Genomic DNA, 21,566 nt, shown 5'->3' on the forward strand with positions numbered 1-21,566 from the left:
TAACAGGGTGGTGAAAAACTCGTATGATCCGAGGTCCTTTTCCTCATAATCCTCTTTTTTCGAGGGGCTGTTTGTCTCCGTTGCCTTCTTTTCCCCCGCTTTCTCGCCGTATCCCAGGCTCTCTTTGTTCCCCTGTCACCGTTCTCGGGGCACTTCGCCCCTCTTACGCCGTTCCCAACCCCAGGTTTCTCATCCGGACCAGGTTGTACGCCGCGGCCACCAGCGTGAACTGCCAGCCCACCTTCCTCTGGCCGACGTACCGCGCCTTGCGCATCCCGCCGGTGGTCTTCATCCAGCCGAAGATCTCCTCGACCCGTTACCGATATTCCGCTCCAAAGCGGCAGTTGAGCTTTGTCGTTATCGCACAGAAATCCTTTCCTCCCAGAATTGCCCAGATTCGCCCTGCCCAGGAAGCCAGCCTAACACACGGAGAGCGTGGCGGATTTACTACGCTCTCCGTTTTTCATTTATGCGGCGTTAAAGATCCCTCCGGTTTATTCCGAGATACGAGTAGGGACCGTTGGTTAGTGATTCCATGGTCCATCGTCTACTCCTGGGAGGACCAGTATGGGACAGCAAACCTGGGACGAGGGATTCCGGTTGGGTATTCGAAAGATTGACGATGAACATGCGACCTTTTTGAACATCTTGAATTCGTTGGAAGATGCCGTGTCGCAGGGGAGGGGAAAGACGGAGGTTGGGAAGACGATCGACGAGCTGATGCTGTACGCTTATAACCACTTTTCCGGGGAAGAGCAGATGATGCGGGATTACGGATACCCCGATTATGAGCGGCATAAGAAAATCCACGAAGCGGCGACCGGGAAAATACTTGAGTTTGCGGATCAGCACCAGGCAGGTTTTCCCGACGCCTCGCAGATGATCAGTGCGCTAACCGACTGGCTGATTAAACACATCCAGGGAACGGATAAGAAGTACGCGCCGTTTTTTGCTGCGAAGGGAGTAGTTTGAGACCCTTGCCCTAACCCTCAGGGGTAGCCAACCCCCCCCGAAAATTAAAGAAGGAGTTCCGCCATGAGCTCGTTTACTTGGAAAGACGATTTTCGCACCGGAATCGAAGAGATGGACAAACACCACAAGAAATTTTTCGATTATCTTACCCAGTTGGAAGAAGCAGCGGGGGGAAGCAAGGGCAAGGAGGTCATCGAGCGCGGGTTAAAACTGGCCGACGATTACATTAAGTACCATTTTACGGAAGAGGAAAAACTGCTTAAGATTACAGGCTTCCCGGGCCTTGCCCATCAGACAAAGGAGCACAAATTCTTCGTCTCGCAAATAAATGATTTACGGGATAAATATACCAAGGGAGATGCCTTCCTCCCTATCAGCACACTGGCGTTTTTAAGAGACTGGTTTTTGCACCATATCCTTGAAGAGGATAAAAAGTACGGGGAATATCTATCTGGTGTAGCGGAGTAGAATTTAAGTCGTTTGACGTTGTGATAATGTTGCCTCCGTTTGTTAATAGTTCCTGTTCGTCAACGTAACTTCCCAGGCCCAAATTCGCCTTGCCCGGGGAGCCGGAACATCTCCGAGACCGCTTGCGGGGATGAAACCGTGGCGACACTCCGGATTTCATGCCTTCGCCGGCGAGGAGATTCCCGATATCGAGGATGCGTTACGCGTGGGGCCCTACATGGTCCGGGGACCCGCCGCGACCAGCCGACTCCGCGCCGATCCTGCCCAGGAACCCAAGGTGCGATACCTCGCCAAGGGAACCGTCCCCGATCACGGGGAAGAGAGGGTGTCGTCCGGCCACCGGGACTACGACTACCTGGAGGGGATCGCCCGGCTGACTTCCCACATCCCCGACCGGGGAACCCAGCTCGTCCATTACTACGGGGCCTACTCGAACGCTCATCGCGGAATCGCACACAACCGCAAGGCTTTCATCGAGGTCCCTCCGGAGTATGAGCCGTCCGATCCTTGAGCGACCTGACAGTGCCTGGCTTGCGGCCCGCCGGAAATCGTGGGCGCGTCTCATCCTGCGTGTCTACGAGGTCGACCCCCTGAAACTTCCCGGGCGGTCGCCGCCACTGTTGGATGATTTCTGCCCCGACCCGTTCCCGGACTACGGTCCGCAGTAAGGCGACCGGGGGCCGGACTTCCCCCATCCACCCCTTTCACCTCCACGCCCGACGGATGCGCGGGTTTCGGGTTGATTCCCGTCCCATGGTGGGTATACTGACGGCGAAAGGTTGTCGGAAGCAGCGGCGGGCGGAGCGGCGGAGTTATTGATGTCGGACAGACCGACCCGGCCACAGAATCGCGACGGCCGGCCGGGTGGAAGTGTCCTCCTGGTGAGACAGCTAAAAAAGAAACTTCCTATAGACCCAATCCGGAAACCGGGAAAAAGTTGGTAAGCTTTTGGTAAGCATTGCGACAGAAGGCAATCACGGCAAACAAGCAACTGTCTGAAAAGACTGGTCGGGACGGCCGGACTTGAACCGGCGACCCCTTGCTCCCAAGGCAAGTGCGCTACCAGGCTGCGCTACGTCCCGACGCTCGACCCCATTCCCATGAAAGAACACGATACCCGGGGGACGACATCCACACTTTGATGGAGATTCTCCATCAAGTTTCCAACATCCCCCCCCGCCAATTGCTTGGTATCCTCCGTTCCCCTCGTGGTTCCTCTTACCCGAACACCCCGCTCTTCTTCAGTTCCTCGATGAGCCCCCGCATCGCCTTTCCGCGGTGGCTGGCCCGGTTCTTCTCCTCGAGGGTCAATTCCGCCATCGTCTTCGCGCTCCCCTCCACGCGGAACACGGGGTCGTAGCCGAACCCGCCGGTCCCCCGCGGGACGGGCACGATCTCCCCCTCGATCCGGCCTTCCGACTCCGCGACCACCCTCCCGGGGAGGACCGCGATCGCCACGCAGACGAACGCCGCCTTCCAGGGCCTCGGGTGCGGCTTCAGGTCGTCCAGGAGAAGGGCGGTGTTCTCCGGGTCGGTGGCCTTCGGCCCGGCGTACCGCGCCGACATCACCCCCGGACGTCCTCCCAGCGCCTCGACGGCCAAACCGGAGTCGTCCGCGACGCAGAGGACCTTCAGCGCCTGCGCGTGATACATCGCCTTGATCTTCGCGTTCTCCCGGAAGGTTTTTCCCTCCTCGCGGGGATCGCCGACGTTCGGCATGTCCGCCAGCGTGACTACCTCCACGTTCTTCAGCGCCCCCATCCCGAGCAGCGCCTTCATCTCCGCCACCTTCCCCCGATTCCGGGTCGCGATCAGAAGTTTCATCGCCCTCTCCCCATCCACTCCCTCTGGATCCTGAGGATCCGTTTTCCCGCGCGCACCGCCGCGTCGAGCATCCTGTCCAGCCGCTCCCGCGAGAACGGCTCCCCCTCGGCGGTCCCCTGGACCTCGATCAGCTTTCCGCTTCCGGTCATCACCACGTTCATGTCCACCTCGGCGGCCGAGTCCTCCGCGTAGTCGAGGTCGACCAGGATCCGGCCGCCCACCACCCCCACGCTCACCGCCGCCACCGGCTCCCGGACCGGGTTCCCGGAAATCACGCCGGATCCGGCCAGCCGGCCGCAGGCCTGCCAGAGGGAGATCCAGGCCCCGTTGACGGCGGCGGTCCGGGTCCCGCCGTCGGCCTGGAGGACGTCGCAGTCGACGGTGATCGTCCGCTCTCCGAGCCGGGAGAGGTCCACGACGGCCCGCAGCGACCTCCCGATCAGCCGCTGGATCTCCAGGGTCCGCCCCTGCACCTTGCCCGTGCGCCCCTCCCGCTGCGTCCGGGTGTTCGTCGCCCGGGGAAGCATCCCGTACTCGGCGGTCACCCAGCCCTTCCCGGAGCCGCGAAGGAACGGCGGAAGCCGGTCCTCCACCGACGCCGCGCAGACCACCTTCGTCTCCCCCATCCCGAAGAGGACCGACCCTTCCGCATCCTTCTGCACCGGGGAGACTACGGAGGTTTCCCGGATCTCGAACGCCTTCCGACCGCCTGCGCGCACCCTGTCTCCTCCCCGTCATGGCCCCGGCAACGCATGAGAGGGGCCGGACCGGTCCGGCACGGATCGTCCACGAGATAGAGTACCAAGGACTCCTGCCCCGGGAAACAGCGAAATCCCCTGCGTTCCGGGAAATCTGCTGGTATCCTCTTGACACTCTTTACGATTTGCCGCATCCAACAAAACGTACCCCGGCGATGGCCGATCCCGCCGGGGGGAAGTACAATTCTGCGCGACGGATGACCACGCCATGATCGTCGGAGTGCCGAAAGAGACCTTTCCCGGGGAACGGCGGGTGGCCCTGACCCCGCACGTCCTTCCCGCGCTCGCGAAAGCGGGGATTTCGGTCCTGCTGGAGCGGGGGGCCGGGGTCCGGGCAGGCTTCCCGGACGAGGAGTATTCCGGGAAGGGGGGAACCATCGCGAGCCGCCGGGAGGAGCTGTTCGGAACCGCCGACGCGATCCTCCAGGTCCTGGCGCTCGACGCGAACCGTCCCGCGGGCAGGGACGACCTCGACCGGATGCGCCCGGGGCAGATCCTCGTCGGGATGGCCGACCCCCTCTCCGCTCCCGAGGGGATCCGGGAAGCGGCGTCCCGGAACGTCTCGGTCTTCGCCCTCGAGCTGCTTCCCCGGATCTCCCGCGCGCAGTCGATGGACGTCCTCTCCTCGATGGCCACCGTCGCGGGCTACAAGGCGGTGTTGCTGGCCGCGGATGCGCTCCCCCGCTTCTTCCCCCTGCTCATGACCGCCGCGGGAACGGTCAGTCCCGCGCGGGTCCTCGTCCTGGGGGCGGGGGTGGCCGGCCTGACGGCGATCGCCACGGCGCGCAGGCTCGGCGCGCTGGTGGAGGCCTACGACGTCCGCCCCGCGGTGAAGGAGCAGGTGGAGAGCCTGGGCGCGAGATTTCTGGAGATTCCGCTTCCGCAGGGTGAGGCCGAGGACGCCGGAGGATACGCGAAGGAGGCCGGCGAGGAGTTCCTCCGGCGGCAGCGGGAGACGATGGCCGAGGCGGTATCCCGCAGCGACGTGGTGATCACCACCGCGCAGGTCCCCGGCCGGAAGGCCCCCCTCCTGGTCACCCGCCGGATGGCGGAGGCGATGGCTCCCGGCTCGGTGATCGTCGATCTGGCCTCCGAGCAGGGCGGGAACTGCGAGCTGACGCGCCCCGGGGAAATCGTGTCGGCCAACGGGGTGACCGTCCTGGGCCCGGTGAACCTCCCTTCGGAGCTCCCCTACCATGCCAGCCGGATGTATGCGAAAAACGTCTCCACCTTCCTCCTTCACCTTGTCCGGGACGGGAAGATCGTCCTCGACCTGACGGACGAGATCGTCCGGGGAACGCTGGCGGCGCACGGCGGAGAGGTGGTGCACCCTCGGGTCCGGGAGGCGCTGGGGCTGCCTCCGCTCGACTCCGCACCGGAAAGGACTCCGTGATGGAGGTGCTGATCGCAGGCCTGTCGGTGTTCGTGCTCGCCGTATTCGTCGGCTTCGAAGTAATCACCAAGGTCCCCCCGACGCTGCACACCCCGCTCATGTCGGGGTCGAACGCCATCTCCGGGATCACCCTGGTCGGGGCCATCCTCTCCGCGGGGCACCAGCACACCCTGCTCACGACGATCCTGGGGTTCGCCGCAGTGGTCTTCGCCACGATCAACGTCGTGGGAGGCTTCCTCGTCACCCACCGGATGCTCGGGATGTTCCGGAGGAAAGGGAAGGAGGAATAGGTGACCGGCGCGCTGACCAACCTCTCCTACCTCGCCGCCTCGGTCCTCTTCATCCTCGGCCTGAAGGGGCTCTCCCACCCCCGGACCGCCGTGCGGGGAAATCTGCTGGGGGCGCTCGGGATGCTGATCGCCGTGGCGGTCACCCTGCTGGACCGGCAAATCGTCGGCTTCGAGGTGATCCTCGCGGGCATCCTGGCCGGCTCCGCCGTCGGCGCCATCTTCGCCGTGAAGGTCTCGATGACGGCGATGCCGCAGATGGTCGCCATCTTCAACGGGTTCGGCGGCGCCGCCTCGGTCCTGGTGGCGGGGGCGAGCCTCCTGGAGACGGGCCGGGCCATGGGCGCGCCCTCCCCCGTCTTCTCCGTGGCGGTTGCGGCGACCGGAATCATCGGCTCCGTCACCTTCTTCGGATCGCTCGTGGCCTTCGGCAAGCTGCAGGGATGGATCCCGGAGCGGGCGATCCTCTTTCCCGGACAGCAGGCGGTCAACGCCGCGCTGGGCCTTGCCTGCCTCGCGCTGGGGGCCTGGCTCGTGCTGGATCCCGGGAATCCGGCCGCCTACCTGGCCCTTTCGGGGGCCGCCTCGGTGCTGGGAATCCTGCTCGTGCTTCCGATCGGGGGGGCGGACATGCCCGTGGTGATCGCCCTGCTGAACTCCTACTCCGGGCTCGCGGGGGCGGCCACCGGCTTCGTCCTTTCGAACCATGTCCTCATCATCGCCGGGTCGCTGGTCGGGGCTTCCGGGATCATCCTCACGCGGATCATGTGCCGTGCGATGAACCGCTCCCTGGGGAACGTGCTCTTCGGCATCGGGGGGACGATCGGGACGGGCCCCGCCCCGGGGGAGGAGATCTACGAGGGGCGGGTCAAGGCGGCGACCGCCGAGGAGGTGGCGATGGTGTTCGACGCGGCCCGCCGCGTGACCGTCGTGCCGGGCTACGGGATGGCGGTCTCCCAGGCGCAGCACGCCGTCCGGGACCTGGCGAACCTGCTGGCGTCGCGCGGGGTGGAGGTCGAGTTCGCGATCCACCCGGTCGCCGGGCGGATGCCGGGCCACATGAACGTCCTCCTCGCGGAGGCGAACATCCCCTACGACCGGCTCAAGGAGATGGAGGAGGCCAACCCCGGCTTTTCCCAGGCGGACGTCGCCCTGGTGATCGGGGCGAACGACGTGGTGAATCCGCTCGCCCGGACCGACCCGGAGAGCCCGATCGCCGGCATGCCGATCCTGGACGTGGACAAGGCGAGGACGGTAGTGGTCGTCAAGCGCTCCCTCTCCCCCGGGTTCGCCGGGATTCCGAACCCGCTCTTCGCGGCCGACAACACCCTCATGTTTTTCGGGGACGCCAAAAAGGCGATCCTCGACCTGATCGCCGCGCTGAAAGGCAGCTGAGCGGCCGGCTCTCATCCTTCCCGTTCCCCCCGCCTTGATCGGAGTCTACCGAATTTTCTATAATATAGATGTTGGTCCAGGCCCGGCAAATCCAACCAACCGGATCCGATTTCCGAAAGAGAAAGGAGGATTCCCCATGAAATGGGACAGCGTTGCCGGCAACTGGAAGCAGTACAAGGCGAAAATCAGGGAAAAATGGAGTTTTCTGACCGACGAGGAGCTCGACGAGGTCGGGGGGAAGCGCGACCGGTTTGTGGAGATGGTCGAACGGAAATACGGCCTCACCAGGGACCGGGTCGAGCAGGCGATCGAGGAATTCCTGAAGGAGCTCGACAAGGCGGCCTGACCCGCCACCGGCGGCGGGGCTTTGGCCAGGGTTCACGGGAAACAAGGCCTCGGGAAAACCCTTCCCGGGGCCGGTTTCGTTTATGTATTGCGGTGAGCCGAAATCCGGGGAAGGACGATCCGGTCGAGCCCCATCTCCTCCTCCTCCCGGTGCATGACCGTCGCCCCGGTCCGGGCGATCCCCAGGATCCCGAACTCCTGGAACAGCGCGATGGCGCTCTCGATGTTGTCCTGCTTCCCCGTGATCTCGACGATGATGTGGCCGGGGGCGACGTAGATCACCTTCCCCCCGAAGATCTGCGCGGTGGCCGTGACGTGCACCCGGTCTGCGGGCCTGGCCTTGACCTTCAGCAGCACCAGCTCGCGGTTGACCACGTTCGCGTGGGTGACATCCTCGACCTGCGGGATCTCCGTGATCTTCTCGACCTGCCGGACGATCTGTTCGATCTTCCCCTCCTCCTCGTGGGAGAAGGAGATCGTCATCCGGGTGACCCCATCGACGTGGGTGTGGCCGACCGTGATCGTCTCGACGTTGTACCGCTTCTTCCGGACCAGGGAGAGCAGCTTGTACAGGACGCCCGGCCGGTTGTGGGCGAAGGCCAGGATCGTGTTCCGCTTTTTCCGCTTCATGGGGTGATCCTCATGTCGGAGAACCGGGCCCCCGACGGGATCATCGGAAGGATCATCTCCTCGGTGTCGGTCAGGACCTCGACCAGGTAGGCTCCCTTGTGCTTCATCGCGCGCCGGAGGGCAGGCATGAGCTCCTTCCGTTTCGCGACCCGCTCCCCGGCGATCCCGTAGGCCCGGGCCAGGGCGATGAAGTCGGGATTCTTCACCGGGGTGCCGACGAAGCGGCTCCCGTGGAAGAGGTCCTGCCACTGCCGGACCATCCCGAGGAAGTTGTTGTTCAGCAGCAGGATCTTGATGTCGAGTTTCTGCTCCATGATCGTCCCCAGCTCCTGGATGTTCATCTGGATGGAGCCGTCCCCGACGATCACCCACGCCCGCTCCCGCGGGCGGGTGAGCTTCACCCCCATCGCCGCCGGGAGGGAAAACCCCATCGACCCCAGGCCGCCGGAACAGAACCAGCTGTTGAACCGCCGGAACCGGTAGTAGCGCGCCGCGAACATCTGGTGCTGCCCGACATCGGCGATCACGTTGTCCTTCCCCCCGGTCATCTCCGACAGGGTCCGGACAACCTTCCCCATGAGGAGCTTTCCGCCGTTCCCCACGCCGTTCCCCCGGTTCACGGGGTCCACCTCGTCCCAATGCCGACGGTTCGCGGCGGCGTACCGGTACCACTCCGTGTACGGCTTTTTCTCCACCACCTTCGCCATCTCCGCGACGGCCCCCTTCAGGTCGGCGTGGATGGCGACGTCCGCCCGCACGTTCTTGTGGATCTCGGAGGGGTCGTGCTCCACGTGGATCACCTTCTTGTTCTTGGCATACTCGTCGAGCTTCCCGGTGACCCGGTCGTCGAACCGCATCCCCAGCGCGACGATCAGGTCGGCCTGCTCGATCGCCCGGTTCGCCTCCACCGTCCCGTGCATCCCCATCATCCCCAGGCACTGGGGATGATCCGCCGGGATCGCGCTGATCCCGTGCAGCGTGAAGGAAAACGGCATGTTCGACCGCTCCAGGAACCGAACGACCTCGCCCTGCGAGCCGGACTGGATCACGCCGTGCCCCACGAAGACGACCGGGCGCTCCGCGGAGGCCACCAGCCTTCGGACCTGCTCCAGATGCTCCTTCCCGATGCCTTGAGGCTTCGGAACGGGATAGCGGATCGTCCTGTCGAACCGGCCGTCCGGGATCACGGCGTTGGCGACATCCTTGGGGAGGTCGATGTGGACCGGCCCCTTCCGGCCCGTGTTCGCCAGGTAGAAGGCCTCCCGCACCACCCGGGGGATCTCGTACGGGTCGTCCAGGAGGTAGGCCTGCTTGACGACCGGGACCAGCATCCCGACGATGTCGCTCTCCTGGAAGGCGTCGGTCCCGATCACGGAGGTGGCGACCTGGCCCGTGATCGCGACGATCGGAATCGAATCGAGGTGGGCGTCGGCGATCCCCGTCATCAGGTTGGTGGCCCCCGGCCCCGAGGTGGCGATGCACACCCCGACCTTGCCCGTAGCCCGGGCCATCCCCTGCGCGGCGAAGGCTGCCGCCTGCTCGTGGCGGACCATCACATGCCGAAGCGATGGGAACTTGGGAAACTGGTCGTACACCGGCATGATCGCCCCCCCGGTGTAGCCGAACAGGGTGGTGACCCCCTCCTCCACGAGGCAGCGGCAGAACAGCTCCGCCCCGGAGATCTCGCGTTTTCGCCCGGCCATCCGGTTCCTCCGCCTTTCCATTCGATCAGCTGGTCACCGCGCCCTTCGACGCGGTGCCGACCTGCCTCGCATACTTCCCCAGCACGCCGCGGGGGTATTTCGGCTCCGGCGCCTTCCACCGGGAGAGGCGATCCGCGATCTCCTCCTCCCCCACCTCGAGGGTGATCGCCCGGTCGCCGGGAGAGATGGTGATCCGGTCCCCCTCGAAAACGACGGCGATCGCCCCTCCGACCTGCGCCTCGGGGGCGACATGTCCGACCATGATCCCGTGGGTTCCCCCGGAAAACCGGCCGTCGGTGACCAGCGCGACATCCTTTCCCAGTCCGGCGCCCATCAGCGCGGCGGAGGGGGAGAGCATCTCCCGCATCCCGGGGCCGCCCCGGGGGCCCTCGTAGCGGATCACCAGGACGTCGCCCTTCCGGACCGCCCCGGACAGGATCGCCTCCAGCGCGTCCTCCTCCCGGTCGAAGACCCTCGCCGGCCCGGAATGGCGGGTAAGCTCCTTGCCGGAGAGCTTCAGCACCGCCCCTTCGGGGGCGAGGTTCCCCCGGACGACCGTGACGTGCCGGCCCGGCGCCGCGAACGGCCGCTCCGGGGAAAAGAGAACCTTCTGCCGGACCGGCCGGTCCGGTGCGCCCGCCAGGTTTTCCGCGACCGTCTTCCCCGTGACCGTCAGGCATCCTCCGTGAAGCAGCCCGGCCCTTAGCAGCGTCTTCATTACCATCGGAATGCCGCCGATCCGGTCCAGATCCGACATCACATGCCTTCCGAAGGGCTTGAAGTTCCCCAGCAGCGGAACCTTCTCCCCGATCCGCTGGAACTCCTCCATGGCAAGCGGTACGCCCGCCTCGTGCGCCAGCGCGAGGATGTGGAGGACCCCGTTCGTGGAGCCGCCCAGCGCCATCATCACGGAGATGCCGTTCTCGAAGGCCTCCCGCGTCGCGATGTCGCGGACGCGGATCCCCCGCTCCAGCAGCCCCATCAGCGCCCGGACGGAATCGGCGCAGTCCTTCCGCTTCCGGGAGGAGATCCGGTTCCCCCGGTCCACCGCGGGGTGCGAGGCCGATCCCGGCACGGAAAGCCCCATCGCCTCGATCACCGAGGCCATGGTGTTCGCCGTGTACATCCCGCCGCAGGAGCCCGACCCCGGGCAGGACCGGCACTCCACCTGGTGCAGCTCCTCGTCGTCGATCCGCCCGGCCCCGTGGGCCCCGATCGCCTCGAAGGCGCTCACGATCGTGAGGTCCTCCCCCTTGTACCGCCCCGGGAGTATCGTGCCCCCGTACAGGGTCAGCCCGATCCCGTTGTTCCGCAGGATCGGCATCAGGGCGCCGGGGATGCTCTTGTCGCAGCCGGACAGGGTCAGGATCCCGTCCGCCGCGTACCCCTCGTGCATCGTCTCGATGCAGTCGGCGATCAGATCCCGGGACATCAGGGAGTATTTCATCCCCTCCATCCCCATCGTCTCCCCGTCGCTGATGACGGGGGTTCCGAAGAGGAACGGCCGGCCTCCGGCCGTCTCGACCTCCCGGGCCAGGATGTCGCCCAGCTTCCGGAGGTGGTCGTTGCAGGGGGTGGCGTTCGTGTAGGGGCAGGCCACCGTGACGATCGGTTTCCGGAAATCCTCGTCCCGGAAGCCGACGGCCCGGAGCATGGCTCGTGCCGCAGCCCGCCGGGCCCAGTCCGCCTCCCCCGGGGTTCCGGTGAGCAGGCCGCTTCGATGTTTCAGGACGGGATCCATCATACGAACATAGATGCATCCCCCGCCGGGCAAGGTTCCTGATATCTTGCGGAAAAGAAACCCGGGGCGGCGGATGGAGCATCCAACGTAGCATCGGGTCCGGGGGCCCGCTGTCCCGAACCCCGGAGAACCGGAGAGGAAGATTCATGCCGACGTTGTTCCGGAAGATCTGGGAACGGCACGTCGTCGTCGAGCGGCCGGACGGCATCTGCCTCCTCTACATCGACCGGCACCTGATCCACGAAGTCACCAGCCCCCAGGCCTTCGAGGCGCTGCGGCAGGCGGGACGGAAGGTCCGGCGTCCCCTCTCCCTGCTCGCGGTGCCGGACCACAACGTGCCCACCTCGGCCGACCGTCTCGAGCGGATCGAGGACCCGGAAAGCCGGATCCAGATCGAGACGCTCCGGAAGAACGCCCGGGCGGCGGGGATCACCCTCTTCGACATCGAGGATGTGCGGCAGGGGATCGTCCATGTCACCGGCCCGGAGAACGGGCTGATCCTGCCGGGGATCACCGCGGTCTGCGGAGACTCCCACACCGCCACCCTCGGGGCGTTCGGGGCGATCGCCTTCGGGATCGGCACCTCCGAGGTCGAGCATGTCCTGGCCACCCAGACGCTGTGGCAGAAGAAACCGCGGGAGATGCGGATGACCGTCTCGGGAGAGTCGGGGTTCTGCGTCGCCGCGAAGGACCTGATCCTGGCGATCATCGCGAAGATCGGGGCGGCGGGAGCCAGCGGGTGCGCGATCGAATACGCCGGGGAGGCGGTCCGCCGGATGTCGATGGAGGAGCGGATGACGGTCTGCAACATGACGATCGAGGCGGGCGGGCGGGTCGGGATGGTGGCGCCCGACGACACGACCTTCGCCTACCTCGAAGGGCGCCCCGCGGCGCCCGGCGGGACGCAATGGACGGCCGCGGTGGCGGACTGGCGGTCCCTTCCCTCCGACCCCGACGTCGCCTTCGAACGGGAGGAGTCGCTCGACGCCTCGCGGGTCGTCCCGCAGGTGACCTGGGGGACGAGCCCGGAGGACGGGCTCCCGGTGACCGGCTCCGTCCCGGACCCGGCGGAGGAATCCGATCCCCGGAAGCGGGAGCGGATGGAGCGGTCCCTGCGGTACATGGACCTGGCCCCCGGAACAAGGCTGACCGGGATCCCGATCGACAAGGTCTTCATCGGGTCCTGCACGAATTCGCGGATCGAGGATCTCCGCCTGGCGGCGAAGGTCGCCAGGGGCAGGAAGGTGGCGCCGGGGATCACCGCCATGGTCGTTCCCGGCTCCGGGCTGGTGAAGCGGCAGGCGGAACGCGAGGGGCTCGACCGGATCTTCCTCGAGGCGGGGTTCCAGTGGAGGCTCCCGGGCTGCTCCATGTGCCTCGGGATGAACCCGGACCGCCTCAAGCCCGGCGAGCGGTGCGCCTCCACCTCGAACCGGAACTTCGAGGGACGCCAGGGGCCGGGGGGACGGACCCACCTGATGAGCCCGATGATGGCCGCGGCGGCGGCGGTCACCGGGCGGATCGCCGACGTGCGGGAGGTGGTCGGATGATCGAGCCCTTCGTCTCTCTCCGGGCCGTGGCGATTCCCCTGGACCGGAACAACGTGGACACCGACGCCGTCATCCCCGCCCGGTTTCTCAAGACCGTGAAGCGCACGGGGCTGGGAGCCGGACTCTTCCACGCCTGGCGGTTCGACGCGGACGGGAACGAGGTGCCGGACTTCCCGCTGAACCGGGACCCGTACCGGGGCGGACAGATCCTGGTGGCGGGGGAGAACTTCGGCTGCGGCTCCTCGCGCGAGCATGCCGTGTGGGCGCTGATGGACTTCGGGATCCGCGCCGTCATCGCCCCCTCGTTCAGCGACATCTTCGCCGCCAACGGCCAAAAGAACGGGCTCCTGCCGGTTTGTCTCGCACCCGGCGAGGTGCGGGAGCTGATCCGTCATCTTTCGGAGAGGCCGGGGGAACGGGTCTCCGTCGACCTCCCTGCGCAGACGGTGACCGGCCCGGACGGTGCACTCTACCGGTTCGAGATCGGGTCGTTCGAGAAGGAGTGTCTCCTGAACGGTCTCGACGAAACCGCCCTCACCCTGCGGCACGAGGCGGACATCGCCCGATACGAGCGGGACGGAAAGAAGAACCGGCCCTGGCTCTTCCCGGACCTCTGACCGGTTCTTCACGGCAACCGCCGGAAGAAACATTCCAGGACGCCCTGCGCGGGGGAGATCCTAGAACGCGTACTTGAGGATCAGGAATCCGGCGATCAGGAGCAGGATGAAGAGATAGCTCAGCCGGTTGAAATACCGGTCGATGAACTCCCGGATCGGCCGGCCGTATTTCCAGATGAGCCCCGCGACCACGAAGAACCGGGTGCTCCTGCCCACGATGGAGGCGGCCAGGAACAGCCAGAAGTCGAACTTGAAGACCCCCGACGCGATGGTGAACACCTTGTAGGGGATCGGGGTGACCGCGGCGATCAGGATCCCCCAGAACCCGTGCCGTGCATACTGAAGCTGGATCGCCTCCATGACCGGTTGCCCGTTGTAGAACTCGACGATCGGCCGGCCGATCGCCTCGTACCCGTACAGCCCGATCCCGTACCCGACGATTCCCCCGGCGACGGACCCGACCGAACAGACCGCGGCGAGCCGGAACGACTTCGCGGGGGCGGCCATGGCCAGCGCGATCAGGAGAACATCGGGGGGCACCGGAAAAAACGAGGACTCCGCGACCGCCAGGACGAACAGGGCGGGCACCGCGTAGGGAGTCTCCGCCCAGTGCAGGACCCAGTCGTATAGGTTCCTGAGCCACTTCATCCGGAAGCGGGATCCTCCTGGCTCCGGCCGCACCGCTCCCCGCGGGTACCCCGGGCTACCATCTTCCGGTGACGCCGGCCAGGTGGTTGGCGGGACCGTGGCCTCTTCCCAGCGGGAACCCGCTCCGGATCGCCTCGGTGACATACTCCTTTGCGCGCCGGACCGCATCGGGAACCGCCCATCCCCGGGCCAGCCCCGCGGCGATGGCGGAGGCGAAGGTGCAGCCGGTGCCGTGGGTGTTCCCGGTTTCCAGCCGGGGCGCCCTCAGCAGGAGCAGCTCCTTCCCGTCGGTGAGCAGGTCGATCGCCTCGGGGCCGGTCTCCAGGTGCCCTCCTTTCAGCGCCACCCACCGGCACCCCAGCTCCTTCAGCTCCCGCGCCGCCTTCTTCATCGCCTCCAGGTCCCCGATCTTCCTTCCCAGAAGCGCCTCCGCCTCGGGGAGGTTGGGGGTGGCGACGGCGGCCAGCGGGAGAAGCTCGTCGCGGACCGCCCTGCAGGCATCCGGCGCCAGCAGGGTGTCGCCGCTCTTGGCGACCATCACCGGGTCGACGACCAGGTTGGGGATCCGGAACTCCCGGACCGCTTCCGCCACCGCCCGGACGATCTCCGCGCTGGAAAGCATCCCGGTCTTGGCGGCGTCGGCGCCGATGTCGGTCATGACGCTTCGGATCTGCTCCCGGACGAACCCGGGCGGGACCTCGAAGACCCCCTGCACCCCCACCGTGTTCTGGGCGGTCAGGGCGGTGACCGCGGACATCCCGTAGACCCCGAAGGCCATGAAGGTCTTCAGATCGGCCTGGATTCCGGCGCCTCCCCCGGAATCGGAGCCTGCGATGGTGAGCGCCCTCTTCATTCCCGGTTCTCCTTTCCCTCCAGCAGCCGTTTCAGTCGCCGGGCCGCCCGCTCGATGTCGTCCGCCGCGACGACCGCGGAGATCACCGCCACGGCATTCGCCCCCGCTTTCAGCACCTGCCGGGCGTTTCCGGCGTCGATCCCCCCGATCGCGACGATGGGGAGGCGGGTCTGCCGCCGGATCCGCTCGATCAGGGCCGGTCCTCCCGGGTCGCCGGCATCTGCCTTGGTCCCCCGCGCCTCGAACACCGCCCCGACCCCCAGGTAATCGGCCCCGTCCCGTTCCGCCGCGGCGACCTCCCCGGCGGTGGCCGCCGAAACGCCCAGGATCTTCCCGGGCCCCAAAATCTTCCGTGCGGCGGAGGCGGGCAGATCCTCCTGGCCGAGGTGGACCCCGTCGGCATCGACCGCCATCGCGATGTCGAGGCGGTCGTTGACGAGGAACGGAACCTGCGCGTGGCGGGTGAGTTCCCGCAGCCCCATCGCGACCTCGTAGAGCCGCCCCCCGGAGGCCCCCTTGTCCCGCAGCTGGATGACGTCGGCCCCTCCCCGGATCGCCGCCTCCGCGATCTCCAGGTGCGACCGGCCCCGGCCGATCCGCTCGTCGGTGATCACGCAGAGCCGCCACCGGACGGGAGAGATTCGGTCGGTCATCGCGAGAAACCGCTTGCTCGGGACCCGCCTACGGGGGGACGGAGGCCGGCCATTCTTCTTTTTTCCAGCCCATGTCGAAAAACAGGTACTCGTATCGAACGCTTGTTTCGTATAGCCGATACCAGGATTCCTTTCGCTTCGCCGGGGCATCGCCGCCGTGCGCGTTCATCCTTCCAATGAGCCAGTCGGAGAGCTCGAGGAACTCCCTGGAGGAATAGGTGTCGATCCAGTCCCGGTAATGCCGGTTTCCGGGAAGGCCCTGCGAGCGGAGACGTTGGCCGATTTCCGCGTAGCCGCAGGCGCAGGGGAGCAGGACCGCCAGGATCTCCGCCGCCCCCCCCTCGTAGCAGGTGCGCATCAGGAAATCGGTGTAGGCGGATGTGATCATGCTCCTGGCGGTGGTTTCCAGCTCCTCCGCGGGAATCCCGAAGGCGGCGCAGGTCTTCCGGTGGAGCTCCATTTCCTGGTTCAGGGTGGAGGAAAGCAGAGCCGCGAACGCCCTCATGTCCTCGAGCTCCCGGGTCTTGGCGCATGCCAGGGCGAACACCCGGCTGAAATCGAGCAGATACGCATAATCCTGCTTCAGGAAGAACTCGAAACGGTCCCGGGATAGGCTTCCGTCCCCGATTCCGGTCACGAACGGGTGCCGGAAAATGGCCTGCCAGAGGGGATTTGCCCGATCCCGCAGTTCCCCATACAGCGGGTGCGACGCCGACCCCGGCCTTCGCGCGCGCGGGGGGGACGCTCCGGAACGACCTTTCACGGCTGGCTCCCCTGCGCCGCCGCCTTCCCGAAGGCGGCCCAGAACGGGTCGACCTCCGGGTGAACCAGGTCCCGCCACGTTCCGCCCTCGAAATAGCGGATCCCCTGCCGCTCCTCCACGATCTCCCCCACCATCGCGGCCGGGATCCCCTTGTCGCCGAGCCGCCGGATCACCTCCTTGGCCTTGTGCGGCCGGCAGGTGATCACCAGGGTTCCCTCGCTGATCGAGGAGTAGGGGTCGATGCCGAACAGGTCGCACACCTTCCGGACCGGCTCCTGCACGAGGATCTTCTCCTTGTCGATGGTCATGCCGACTCCGGAGGCCCGCGCGACCTCGAACAGCCCCCCCCAGACGCCGCACTCCGTGGCGTCGTGCATCGAGGTGACCCCGTCGTCCCGCACTCCGGCCTCCACCGCCGTGAGGGCATCCTCCACGACCGACATCTGCCAGAAGATCTCCTCGGCCTCCCGGGCAACCTTTTCGCCGTACCGTGCGGCGACCCGGTCCGGGAAGGTGACGGCGAAGAGGCCGGCCGCCTCGATGGCCGCACCCTTGGTGAGGATGACGACGTCCCCCGGACGGGCCATCGCGGGGGTCACATACCGGTCGGCGGGGCCGATCCCGATCACGGTGGCGCCCCCGATCATCGGATACTCGCATCCCTCGTAGCGCCCGGTGTGTCCGGAGATGACCGCCATGCCGATCTTCTCGCACTCCCGGTGCATCACCGTCCAGAGCGCCTCGAACTCCTCCCGGGTCATGGAGAGGGGAAGGTTCAGGTCCATGGTGATGTAGCCCGGCCGGATCCCCGAGGTGACGGCGTCGGAGGCCAGGATGTGGACCGCGAACCACCCCGAGCGTTCCCATCCGTAGGGGGGTACCACGAAGATCGGGTCGGTGGTCGTCACCATCACCTGGCCGTTCCCCAGGTCGACGACCCCCACGTCCACCCCGTGCCTCGGCCCCACCAGGACTTCGGGCCGCTTCCTCCCCAGATGCGGAAGGATGATCTCGTTGAAGATGTCGGCGGATACCTTCCCGATGACGGGCATCTGCGGTTTCATGCCCCCCCCTGCATGCTCTGTCCCCAATTCTCCGCTTCGTGAAATCCAGACCCAATAGTATCACTTCCCTTCCTCCGGAGGCGGGCCGGCGGATTCGTCCGGGCAGGCAACCTGCCCAGACTGTATCGGCTACGGCCTCGAGACGAACGGATTGCCTTGGATGTAGAAGCGCAGCAGCCTCCGTGCCCAGCGCCCGGCGTAGGCGACGCCGATCCGGGGCCTTCTGACGATCGAAACCGGTTCGGTCGTGCGAGGACCCGCGATGTGGAACTCGTCGCGGGTCAAATCGTAACCGTTGAGCTGCCGGTCGATCCCCATCGCCCGGCACAGCAGGCCGGGCCCCCGGGTCGGGCCTTCGATATTCTTCACCGGCTCGACCGCCCGCAGCAGCACGGCGGAGGCGTGCCCTTCCCGCTCGGTAACGACGTTCATGCAGCAGTGGATTCCGTAGACCAGGTAGACGTAGGCGTGCCCCGGCGGGCCGAACATGACCCGGGTCCTCTCCGTCCGCCCACGGGAGGAATGCGCGGCAAGATCGTGCGGCCCTAGATAGGCCTCGACCTCCACGATCCGGCCGATCCGCTCCACGCCGTTGGACACGCGGACCAGCGACTTCCCGAGAAGCTCCCGGGCGACCACGACGGTGTCGCGATCGTAAAACGCCCGCGGCAGTCTGTCCATCCCCGGAATCAACCGAAGGGCTCCTCCCATCCCGGATCCTTCCATGATGGTATGAAAAAAAGCCGTCCGGAAAAACCCGAAGGTTCCTCCGGCCGGCCGATGAAAGCAGCAGACGGCGCAGGCTATTGCCGCATCTGGGACTCCGCCTTGACCCCCTCGTTCAGGATGATCACCTCGACCCGCCGGTTCTGCGCCCGGTTGGCGTCGGTGTCGTTTGGATACGCCGGGTGTTTTTTCCCGTATCCCACGGTGGTGATCCGGGGTACTTCGACCCCGTCTCCGACCAGCTTCGTCTTCACCGACTCGGCCCGCAGCCGGGAGAGCCCCAGGTTGTAATCGTCCGACCCGATGCTGTCGGTATGCCCCTCGATCAGCACGTTCCGGTTCGGATACTTCGTCAAGAAGGCCGCCAGCTTCTCCACGCTCCGGTCCGCCTTCGGGGACAGATCGGCCTTGCCGAACGCGAACAGCACGTCGCCGATCGTCAGCACGATCCCCCGTTCGGTCTGCTTGGCCTTGAGATCCGACAGCTCCTGCATGAGCATGTCGGCCTCCGCCTTGGCCCTGGCCGCCTTCTCGGCCTCCGCGGCGGCATTCAGCCGGGCCTGCTCGGCTTCCCTCCTGGCCTTTTCCGCTTTTTCCGTCTCCGCGGCGGCCGCAAGGCGGGCCTGCTCGGCCTCCGCTTTTGCTTTGGCCGCCCGCTCCGCCTCCGAGGCTGCCCCCAGCCGTGCCTTCTCGGTCTCGGCCTTCGCCATGGCCGCACGCTCCGCTTCCGCGGCCGCGGCCTGTCTCGCCTTCGCGGCCTCCTCTTCCGCCTTTTTCTTCTCGAGTTCCCGCTGGCGGTCCAGTTCCTTTTTCCTCTCGATCGCCTTGGCCGTCTCCTCGTTCAACCTCTGCGTTTCCCCGTCCGCCATCTTCCCTTCCGCGACGACCATGGCGATCCGGGCCTTCTTCTCCGCCACATAGCTATAGTGCAGCATATCGGTCGTATTCCCGGACTGCTCTGCCTCCTGAACCGCTTTTTCGGCGTCCGACAGGTGGATCGGCGCGAGAGTTTTCACATTCGGATCCGCCTTGGCCTGTGCATAGGCCTGTCGCGCTTTTTCCAGCTGGTCCTTGGCCATCTTGGAAGGACCGCACCCGGCAACAAGGACCGCGAGACCCACCGAAAGAATCCACCACGCACCGTCCCCCATCCGCTTTCCCGTCACAGGATTCATGATCCGGTCTCCCTTGGAAGTGTGTTGATTCGTCATTTCGATTGGGATTGCCGCTCGATTTCCTGGCGGAGCATTTCGAGGTTTTTCCCCACCTCCTCCGCGTTCATCCTGGCTTTCGCTGCCGCCGCCTTGGCCCGTGCGTAGTCGGCCATGACCGCACCTTCCCTCGCCAGGCGTGCCGCCTCGTTATACGCTTCCAGGTCGAACGCGGCCCTGGCCTGGAACATCCTTTCCTCCGCGACTTTCAGTTCTCCTTCCGCGCTCCTGGAGGCTTCCACCGCCTTGGCCTCGTTCACCGCCTTTACTCCCTGGGAGATAATCAGACCGGATTCTTCCTTGCGGTAATTCCGGGTGGCGCACCCCGCCGGGAGCAGAAAACTAACGGCCAGCAATCCCGCGATGACTCCTTGCGTGACTCCCTTTCGACCCCTCATGTCCCAGCTCCTTTCCGATCGATTATGGACATCCCGCAGAGCACACATCATCCCCGGATCCGGAACCATGCTACCGCAGCTTCCGGAATCATGCCTCGTACCGGCCGACGCCGGCACACACCGCCCGTTCGAGTCGATTGTTGATGTAGGTCGAGATTATACCGCAAATGGATTCGGAAAAAACAGCGCGATTCCGGGTCTGCTCCCATTCGGGGATCGCCCCGGATATGATATCTTCCCTGCATGATGAAATCTGCCGGGCACCAGGCGGAAAAGGTCGTTTCGGGCCTCGACATGCTCATCGAGAAACGCTTCGCCCCCCTGCGGGGGCTCTCGGTGGGGCTGATCTGCAACCCCACCTCGGTCGACCGGCGTCTGCGCCACGCCGCGGACCTGCTCCACGAAGCGAAGGGCGTTCGCCTCGCCGCCCTCTTCGGGCCGGAGCACGGTGTCCGCGGGGATGCCCAGTACATGGCCGCCGTGGAGGACGAGCGGGACCGCAGGACCGGGGTCCCGGTCCACTCGCTGTACGGAAGCACCGCCGAATCGCTTCGACCCGATCCCCGGACCCTGCGCGGGCTCGACGCGCTGGTCTTCGACATCCAGGATGTCGGGTCCCGCTGCTACACCTACCAGGCCACGATGCTCTTCTGCATGGAGGCGGCTGCCATCGCGAAGATTCTCTTCTTCGTCCTCGACCGGCCGAACCCGGTCGGCGGAGTTGCCGTGGAGGGACCGGCGCTTCGCCCAGGCTTCGGGAGCTTCTGCGGCGTGCACGACGTGGCGGTCCGCCACGGCCTGACCGTCGGCGAGCTGGCCGGGCTCTACCGGGAGGAGCGGGGGCTCGACGTGGCGCTCACGGTGATTCCCTGCCGCGGCTGGCGGCGGGGGATGCACCAGCGCGACACCGGGCTTCCGTGGGTATTTCCTTCGCCCAACATGCCGACGCCGGAGACGGCGCTCGTCTACCCCGGGATGTGCCTTCTCGAAGGGACGAACCTGAGCGAAGGCCGCGGCACCACTCGGCCGTTCGAGCTGTTCGGGGCGCCGTGGCTCGACGGCAACCGGCTGGCGGAATCGCTTGCGGCCGAACGGCTGCCGGGGGTCCGGTTTCGGCCGGTCCGCTTCGCGCCGACCTGGGACAAGCATGCAGGGTTTCGCTGCCATGGTGTCGAGGTCGTCGTCGCCGACCGGGAGGCGTTTCGTCCCTTCCGGACCGGCGTCGCCTGCGTCGCCGCGGCCCGCGCCCAGGATCCCGGACGTTTCCGATGGCGGACCGAGCCCTACGAGTTCGTCGCGGGTATTCCCGCCTTCGACCTTCTATGCGGCTCGGCCCGGGAGCGGGAAGCGATTGCGGCCGGACGGGGATGGCGCGACCTCGCGGCGGAGTGGTCCCGCGAGGAGCGGGAATTCACGAAGCGAAGGGCCCGGCACCTCCTGTACGATCCGTGACAGGTGGGGGCAAACGGTCCCGGACACCGAAACACCCATGAAACTGCTTACCTTTTCCCTTCAGCCCTTCCCGGGAGAGGATGCCTCCGGCCTGAGGATCGAAGGGACGATCGGG

The 21,566-nt window shown here is 66.1% G+C and carries 23 protein-coding genes, 1 tRNA gene and 1 pseudogene (1 of these 25 running past the window's edge); 11 read left to right on the forward strand and 14 right to left on the reverse strand.

Features of this window, described 5'->3' with window-relative positions:
• Positions 1-567: 567 nt before the first annotated feature.
• The 3 genes from A2X88_09820 to A2X88_09830 all read left to right on the forward strand — a co-directional run bounded on the left by A2X88_09820 (position 568) and on the right by A2X88_09830 (position 1,951).
• Entirely contained in the window at positions 568-972 is a 405-nt protein-coding gene (locus A2X88_09820; GenBank protein OGP34609.1) for a hypothetical protein, read from the forward strand.
• Between the two features lie 63 nt (positions 973-1,035).
• On the forward strand, positions 1,036-1,440 hold the full coding sequence (locus A2X88_09825) for a hypothetical protein (protein OGP34610.1): 405 nt from the start codon (positions 1,036-1,038) through the stop codon (positions 1,438-1,440).
• A gap of 130 nt (positions 1,441-1,570) precedes the next feature.
• Complete coding sequence (locus A2X88_09830) at positions 1,571-1,951, forward strand: hypothetical protein (GenBank protein OGP34611.1); 381 nt, start codon at positions 1,571-1,573, stop codon at positions 1,949-1,951.
• Between the two features lie 494 nt (positions 1,952-2,445).
• Here A2X88_09830 and A2X88_09835 read toward each other — a convergent pair.
• From A2X88_09835 to A2X88_09845, 3 genes are all read right to left on the reverse strand, one after another.
• A tRNA-Pro gene (locus A2X88_09835) sits at positions 2,446-2,522 on the reverse strand.
• Positions 2,523-2,658: 136 nt separating this feature from the next.
• Positions 2,659-3,264 (reverse strand): non-canonical purine NTP pyrophosphatase, RdgB/HAM1 family, encoded by a 606-nt coding sequence (locus A2X88_09840; GenBank protein ID OGP34612.1) that lies wholly within the window; start codon positions 3,262-3,264, stop codon positions 2,659-2,661.
• A complete protein-coding gene (locus A2X88_09845) occupies positions 3,261-3,983 on the reverse strand; it encodes a ribonuclease PH (protein ID OGP34613.1) in 723 nt (240 codons plus the stop codon). Before A2X88_09845 ends, A2X88_09840 begins: the two co-directional genes overlap by 4 nt.
• Positions 3,984-4,230: 247 nt before the next feature.
• Between A2X88_09845 and A2X88_09850 the strand changes: the two genes are divergently transcribed.
• The 4 genes from A2X88_09850 (at position 4,231) to A2X88_09865 (ending at position 7,443) form a co-directional block, all read left to right on the forward strand.
• The gene (locus tag A2X88_09850) at positions 4,231-5,415 is read left to right on the forward strand and encodes an NAD(P) transhydrogenase subunit alpha (protein OGP34614.1); all 1,185 of its coding nucleotides are present in this window, start codon (positions 4,231-4,233) and stop codon (positions 5,413-5,415) included.
• Positions 5,415-5,705 carry an NAD(P) transhydrogenase subunit alpha gene (locus A2X88_09855; GenBank protein OGP34615.1) on the forward strand — a complete coding sequence of 97 codons (291 nt, stop codon included), beginning with the start codon at positions 5,415-5,417 and terminating at the stop codon, positions 5,703-5,705. The genes A2X88_09850 and A2X88_09855 overlap by 1 nt, the downstream gene beginning before the upstream one ends.
• Positions 5,706-7,097 (forward strand): NAD synthetase, encoded by a 1,392-nt coding sequence (locus A2X88_09860; protein ID OGP34616.1) that lies wholly within the window; start codon positions 5,706-5,708, stop codon positions 7,095-7,097.
• 136 nt (positions 7,098-7,233) lie between these two features.
• The gene (locus tag A2X88_09865; GenBank protein OGP34617.1) at positions 7,234-7,443 is read left to right on the forward strand and encodes a hypothetical protein; all 210 of its coding nucleotides are present in this window, start codon (positions 7,234-7,236) and stop codon (positions 7,441-7,443) included.
• A gap of 80 nt (positions 7,444-7,523) precedes the next feature.
• On the opposite strand, the gene A2X88_09870 is transcribed toward A2X88_09865, so the two are convergent.
• The 3 genes from A2X88_09870 to A2X88_09880 are packed head-to-tail and all read right to left on the reverse strand — an operon-like array spanning position 7,524 to position 11,519.
• Positions 7,524-8,072 (reverse strand): acetolactate synthase small subunit, encoded by a 549-nt coding sequence (locus A2X88_09870; GenBank protein OGP34618.1) that lies wholly within the window; start codon positions 8,070-8,072, stop codon positions 7,524-7,526.
• A complete protein-coding gene (locus A2X88_09875; protein ID OGP34619.1) occupies positions 8,069-9,775 on the reverse strand; it encodes an acetolactate synthase, large subunit, biosynthetic type in 1,707 nt (568 codons plus the stop codon). Before A2X88_09875 ends, A2X88_09870 begins: the two co-directional genes overlap by 4 nt.
• A 25-nt stretch (positions 9,776-9,800) precedes the next feature.
• Positions 9,801-11,519 (reverse strand): dihydroxy-acid dehydratase, encoded by a 1,719-nt coding sequence (locus tag A2X88_09880; protein OGP34620.1) that lies wholly within the window; start codon positions 11,517-11,519, stop codon positions 9,801-9,803.
• Positions 11,520-11,662: 143 nt separating this feature from the next.
• Between A2X88_09880 and A2X88_09885 the strand changes: the two genes are divergently transcribed.
• Both A2X88_09885 and A2X88_09890 read left to right on the forward strand, forming a co-directional pair.
• Positions 11,663-13,066 carry a 3-isopropylmalate dehydratase large subunit gene (locus A2X88_09885; GenBank protein ID OGP34621.1) on the forward strand — a complete coding sequence of 468 codons (1,404 nt, stop codon included), beginning with the start codon at positions 11,663-11,665 and terminating at the stop codon, positions 13,064-13,066.
• The gene (locus A2X88_09890; protein ID OGP34628.1) at positions 13,066-13,683 is read left to right on the forward strand and encodes a 3-isopropylmalate dehydratase small subunit; all 618 of its coding nucleotides are present in this window, start codon (positions 13,066-13,068) and stop codon (positions 13,681-13,683) included. Before A2X88_09885 ends, A2X88_09890 begins: the two co-directional genes overlap by 1 nt.
• Positions 13,684-13,743: 60 nt before the next feature.
• On the opposite strand, the gene A2X88_09895 is transcribed toward A2X88_09890, so the two are convergent.
• The 8 genes from A2X88_09895 to A2X88_09930 form a co-directional block, all read right to left on the reverse strand.
• Positions 13,744-14,331, reverse strand: a complete 588-nt coding sequence (locus tag A2X88_09895) for a cytochrome B (protein ID OGP34622.1) — start codon at positions 14,329-14,331, stop codon at positions 13,744-13,746.
• 55 nt (positions 14,332-14,386) lie between these two features.
• Positions 14,387-15,184 carry a bifunctional hydroxymethylpyrimidine kinase/phosphomethylpyrimidine kinase gene (locus A2X88_09900; GenBank protein OGP34623.1) on the reverse strand — a complete coding sequence of 266 codons (798 nt, stop codon included), beginning with the start codon at positions 15,182-15,184 and terminating at the stop codon, positions 14,387-14,389.
• On the reverse strand, positions 15,181-15,837 hold the full coding sequence (locus tag A2X88_09905) for a thiamine-phosphate diphosphorylase (GenBank protein OGP34624.1): 657 nt from the start codon (positions 15,835-15,837) through the stop codon (positions 15,181-15,183). Before A2X88_09905 ends, A2X88_09900 begins: the two co-directional genes overlap by 4 nt.
• A gap of 28 nt (positions 15,838-15,865) precedes the next feature.
• Complete coding sequence (locus tag A2X88_09910; protein ID OGP34629.1) at positions 15,866-16,537, reverse strand: thiaminase II; 672 nt, start codon at positions 16,535-16,537, stop codon at positions 15,866-15,868.
• Between the two features lie 59 nt (positions 16,538-16,596).
• On the reverse strand, positions 16,597-17,664 hold the full coding sequence (locus A2X88_09915) for an AIR synthase (protein ID OGP34625.1): 1,068 nt from the start codon (positions 17,662-17,664) through the stop codon (positions 16,597-16,599).
• 129 nt (positions 17,665-17,793) lie between these two features.
• Positions 17,794-18,345 (reverse strand): 3-methyladenine DNA glycosylase, encoded by a 552-nt coding sequence (locus tag A2X88_09920; protein OGP34630.1) that lies wholly within the window; start codon positions 18,343-18,345, stop codon positions 17,794-17,796.
• 122 nt (positions 18,346-18,467) lie between these two features.
• Positions 18,468-19,541, reverse strand: a complete 1,074-nt coding sequence (locus tag A2X88_09925; GenBank protein ID OGP34631.1) for a hypothetical protein — start codon at positions 19,539-19,541, stop codon at positions 18,468-18,470.
• Between the two features lie 56 nt (positions 19,542-19,597).
• Positions 19,598-19,999 carry a hypothetical protein gene (locus tag A2X88_09930; protein ID OGP34626.1) on the reverse strand — a complete coding sequence of 134 codons (402 nt, stop codon included), beginning with the start codon at positions 19,997-19,999 and terminating at the stop codon, positions 19,598-19,600.
• Positions 20,000-20,242: 243 nt separating this feature from the next.
• Between A2X88_09930 and A2X88_09935 the strand changes: the two genes are divergently transcribed.
• On the forward strand, positions 20,243-21,451 hold the full coding sequence (locus A2X88_09935) for a hypothetical protein (GenBank protein OGP34627.1): 1,209 nt from the start codon (positions 20,243-20,245) through the stop codon (positions 21,449-21,451).
• Between the two features lie 37 nt (positions 21,452-21,488).
• A pseudogene (locus A2X88_09940) lies at positions 21,489-21,566 on the forward strand (hypothetical protein) (it continues 257 nt past the right edge of the window).

Source organism: Deltaproteobacteria bacterium GWC2_65_14 (assembly GCA_001797615.1).
In the GTDB taxonomy this organism is placed as follows: domain Bacteria; phylum Desulfobacterota; class Deferrimicrobia; order Deferrimicrobiales; family Deferrimicrobiaceae; genus GWC2-65-14.

Coding starts and splice junctions, on each gene's coding strand:
- A2X88_09820 (OGP34609.1), top strand. CDS start 568: ATGGGACAGCAAACCTGGGACGAGGGATTCCGGTTGGGTATTCGAAAG.
- A2X88_09825 (OGP34610.1), top strand. CDS start 1,036: ATGAGCTCGTTTACTTGGAAAGACGATTTTCGCACCGGAATCGAAGAG.
- A2X88_09830 (OGP34611.1), top strand. CDS start 1,571: ATGAAACCGTGGCGACACTCCGGATTTCATGCCTTCGCCGGCGAGGAG.
- A2X88_09840 (OGP34612.1), bottom strand. CDS start 3,264: ATGAAACTTCTGATCGCGACCCGGAATCGGGGGAAGGTGGCGGAGATG.
- A2X88_09850 (OGP34614.1), top strand. CDS start 4,231: ATGATCGTCGGAGTGCCGAAAGAGACCTTTCCCGGGGAACGGCGGGTG.
- A2X88_09855 (OGP34615.1), top strand. CDS start 5,415: ATGGAGGTGCTGATCGCAGGCCTGTCGGTGTTCGTGCTCGCCGTATTC.
- A2X88_09865 (OGP34617.1), top strand. CDS start 7,234: ATGAAATGGGACAGCGTTGCCGGCAACTGGAAGCAGTACAAGGCGAAA.
- A2X88_09870 (OGP34618.1), bottom strand. CDS start 8,072: ATGAAGCGGAAAAAGCGGAACACGATCCTGGCCTTCGCCCACAACCGG.
- A2X88_09875 (OGP34619.1), bottom strand. CDS start 9,775: ATGGCCGGGCGAAAACGCGAGATCTCCGGGGCGGAGCTGTTCTGCCGC.
- A2X88_09880 (OGP34620.1), bottom strand. CDS start 11,519: ATGATGGATCCCGTCCTGAAACATCGAAGCGGCCTGCTCACCGGAACC.
- A2X88_09885 (OGP34621.1), top strand. CDS start 11,663: ATGCCGACGTTGTTCCGGAAGATCTGGGAACGGCACGTCGTCGTCGAG.
- A2X88_09895 (OGP34622.1), bottom strand. CDS start 14,331: ATGAAGTGGCTCAGGAACCTATACGACTGGGTCCTGCACTGGGCGGAG.
- A2X88_09900 (OGP34623.1), bottom strand. CDS start 15,184: ATGAAGAGGGCGCTCACCATCGCAGGCTCCGATTCCGGGGGAGGCGCC.
- A2X88_09905 (OGP34624.1), bottom strand. CDS start 15,837: ATGACCGACCGAATCTCTCCCGTCCGGTGGCGGCTCTGCGTGATCACC.
- A2X88_09915 (OGP34625.1), bottom strand. CDS start 17,664: ATGAAACCGCAGATGCCCGTCATCGGGAAGGTATCCGCCGACATCTTC.
- A2X88_09920 (OGP34630.1), bottom strand. CDS start 18,345: ATGGACAGACTGCCGCGGGCGTTTTACGATCGCGACACCGTCGTGGTC.
- A2X88_09925 (OGP34631.1), bottom strand. CDS start 19,541: ATGGGGGACGGTGCGTGGTGGATTCTTTCGGTGGGTCTCGCGGTCCTT.
- A2X88_09930 (OGP34626.1), bottom strand. CDS start 19,999: ATGAGGGGTCGAAAGGGAGTCACGCAAGGAGTCATCGCGGGATTGCTG.
- A2X88_09935 (OGP34627.1), top strand. CDS start 20,243: ATGATGAAATCTGCCGGGCACCAGGCGGAAAAGGTCGTTTCGGGCCTC.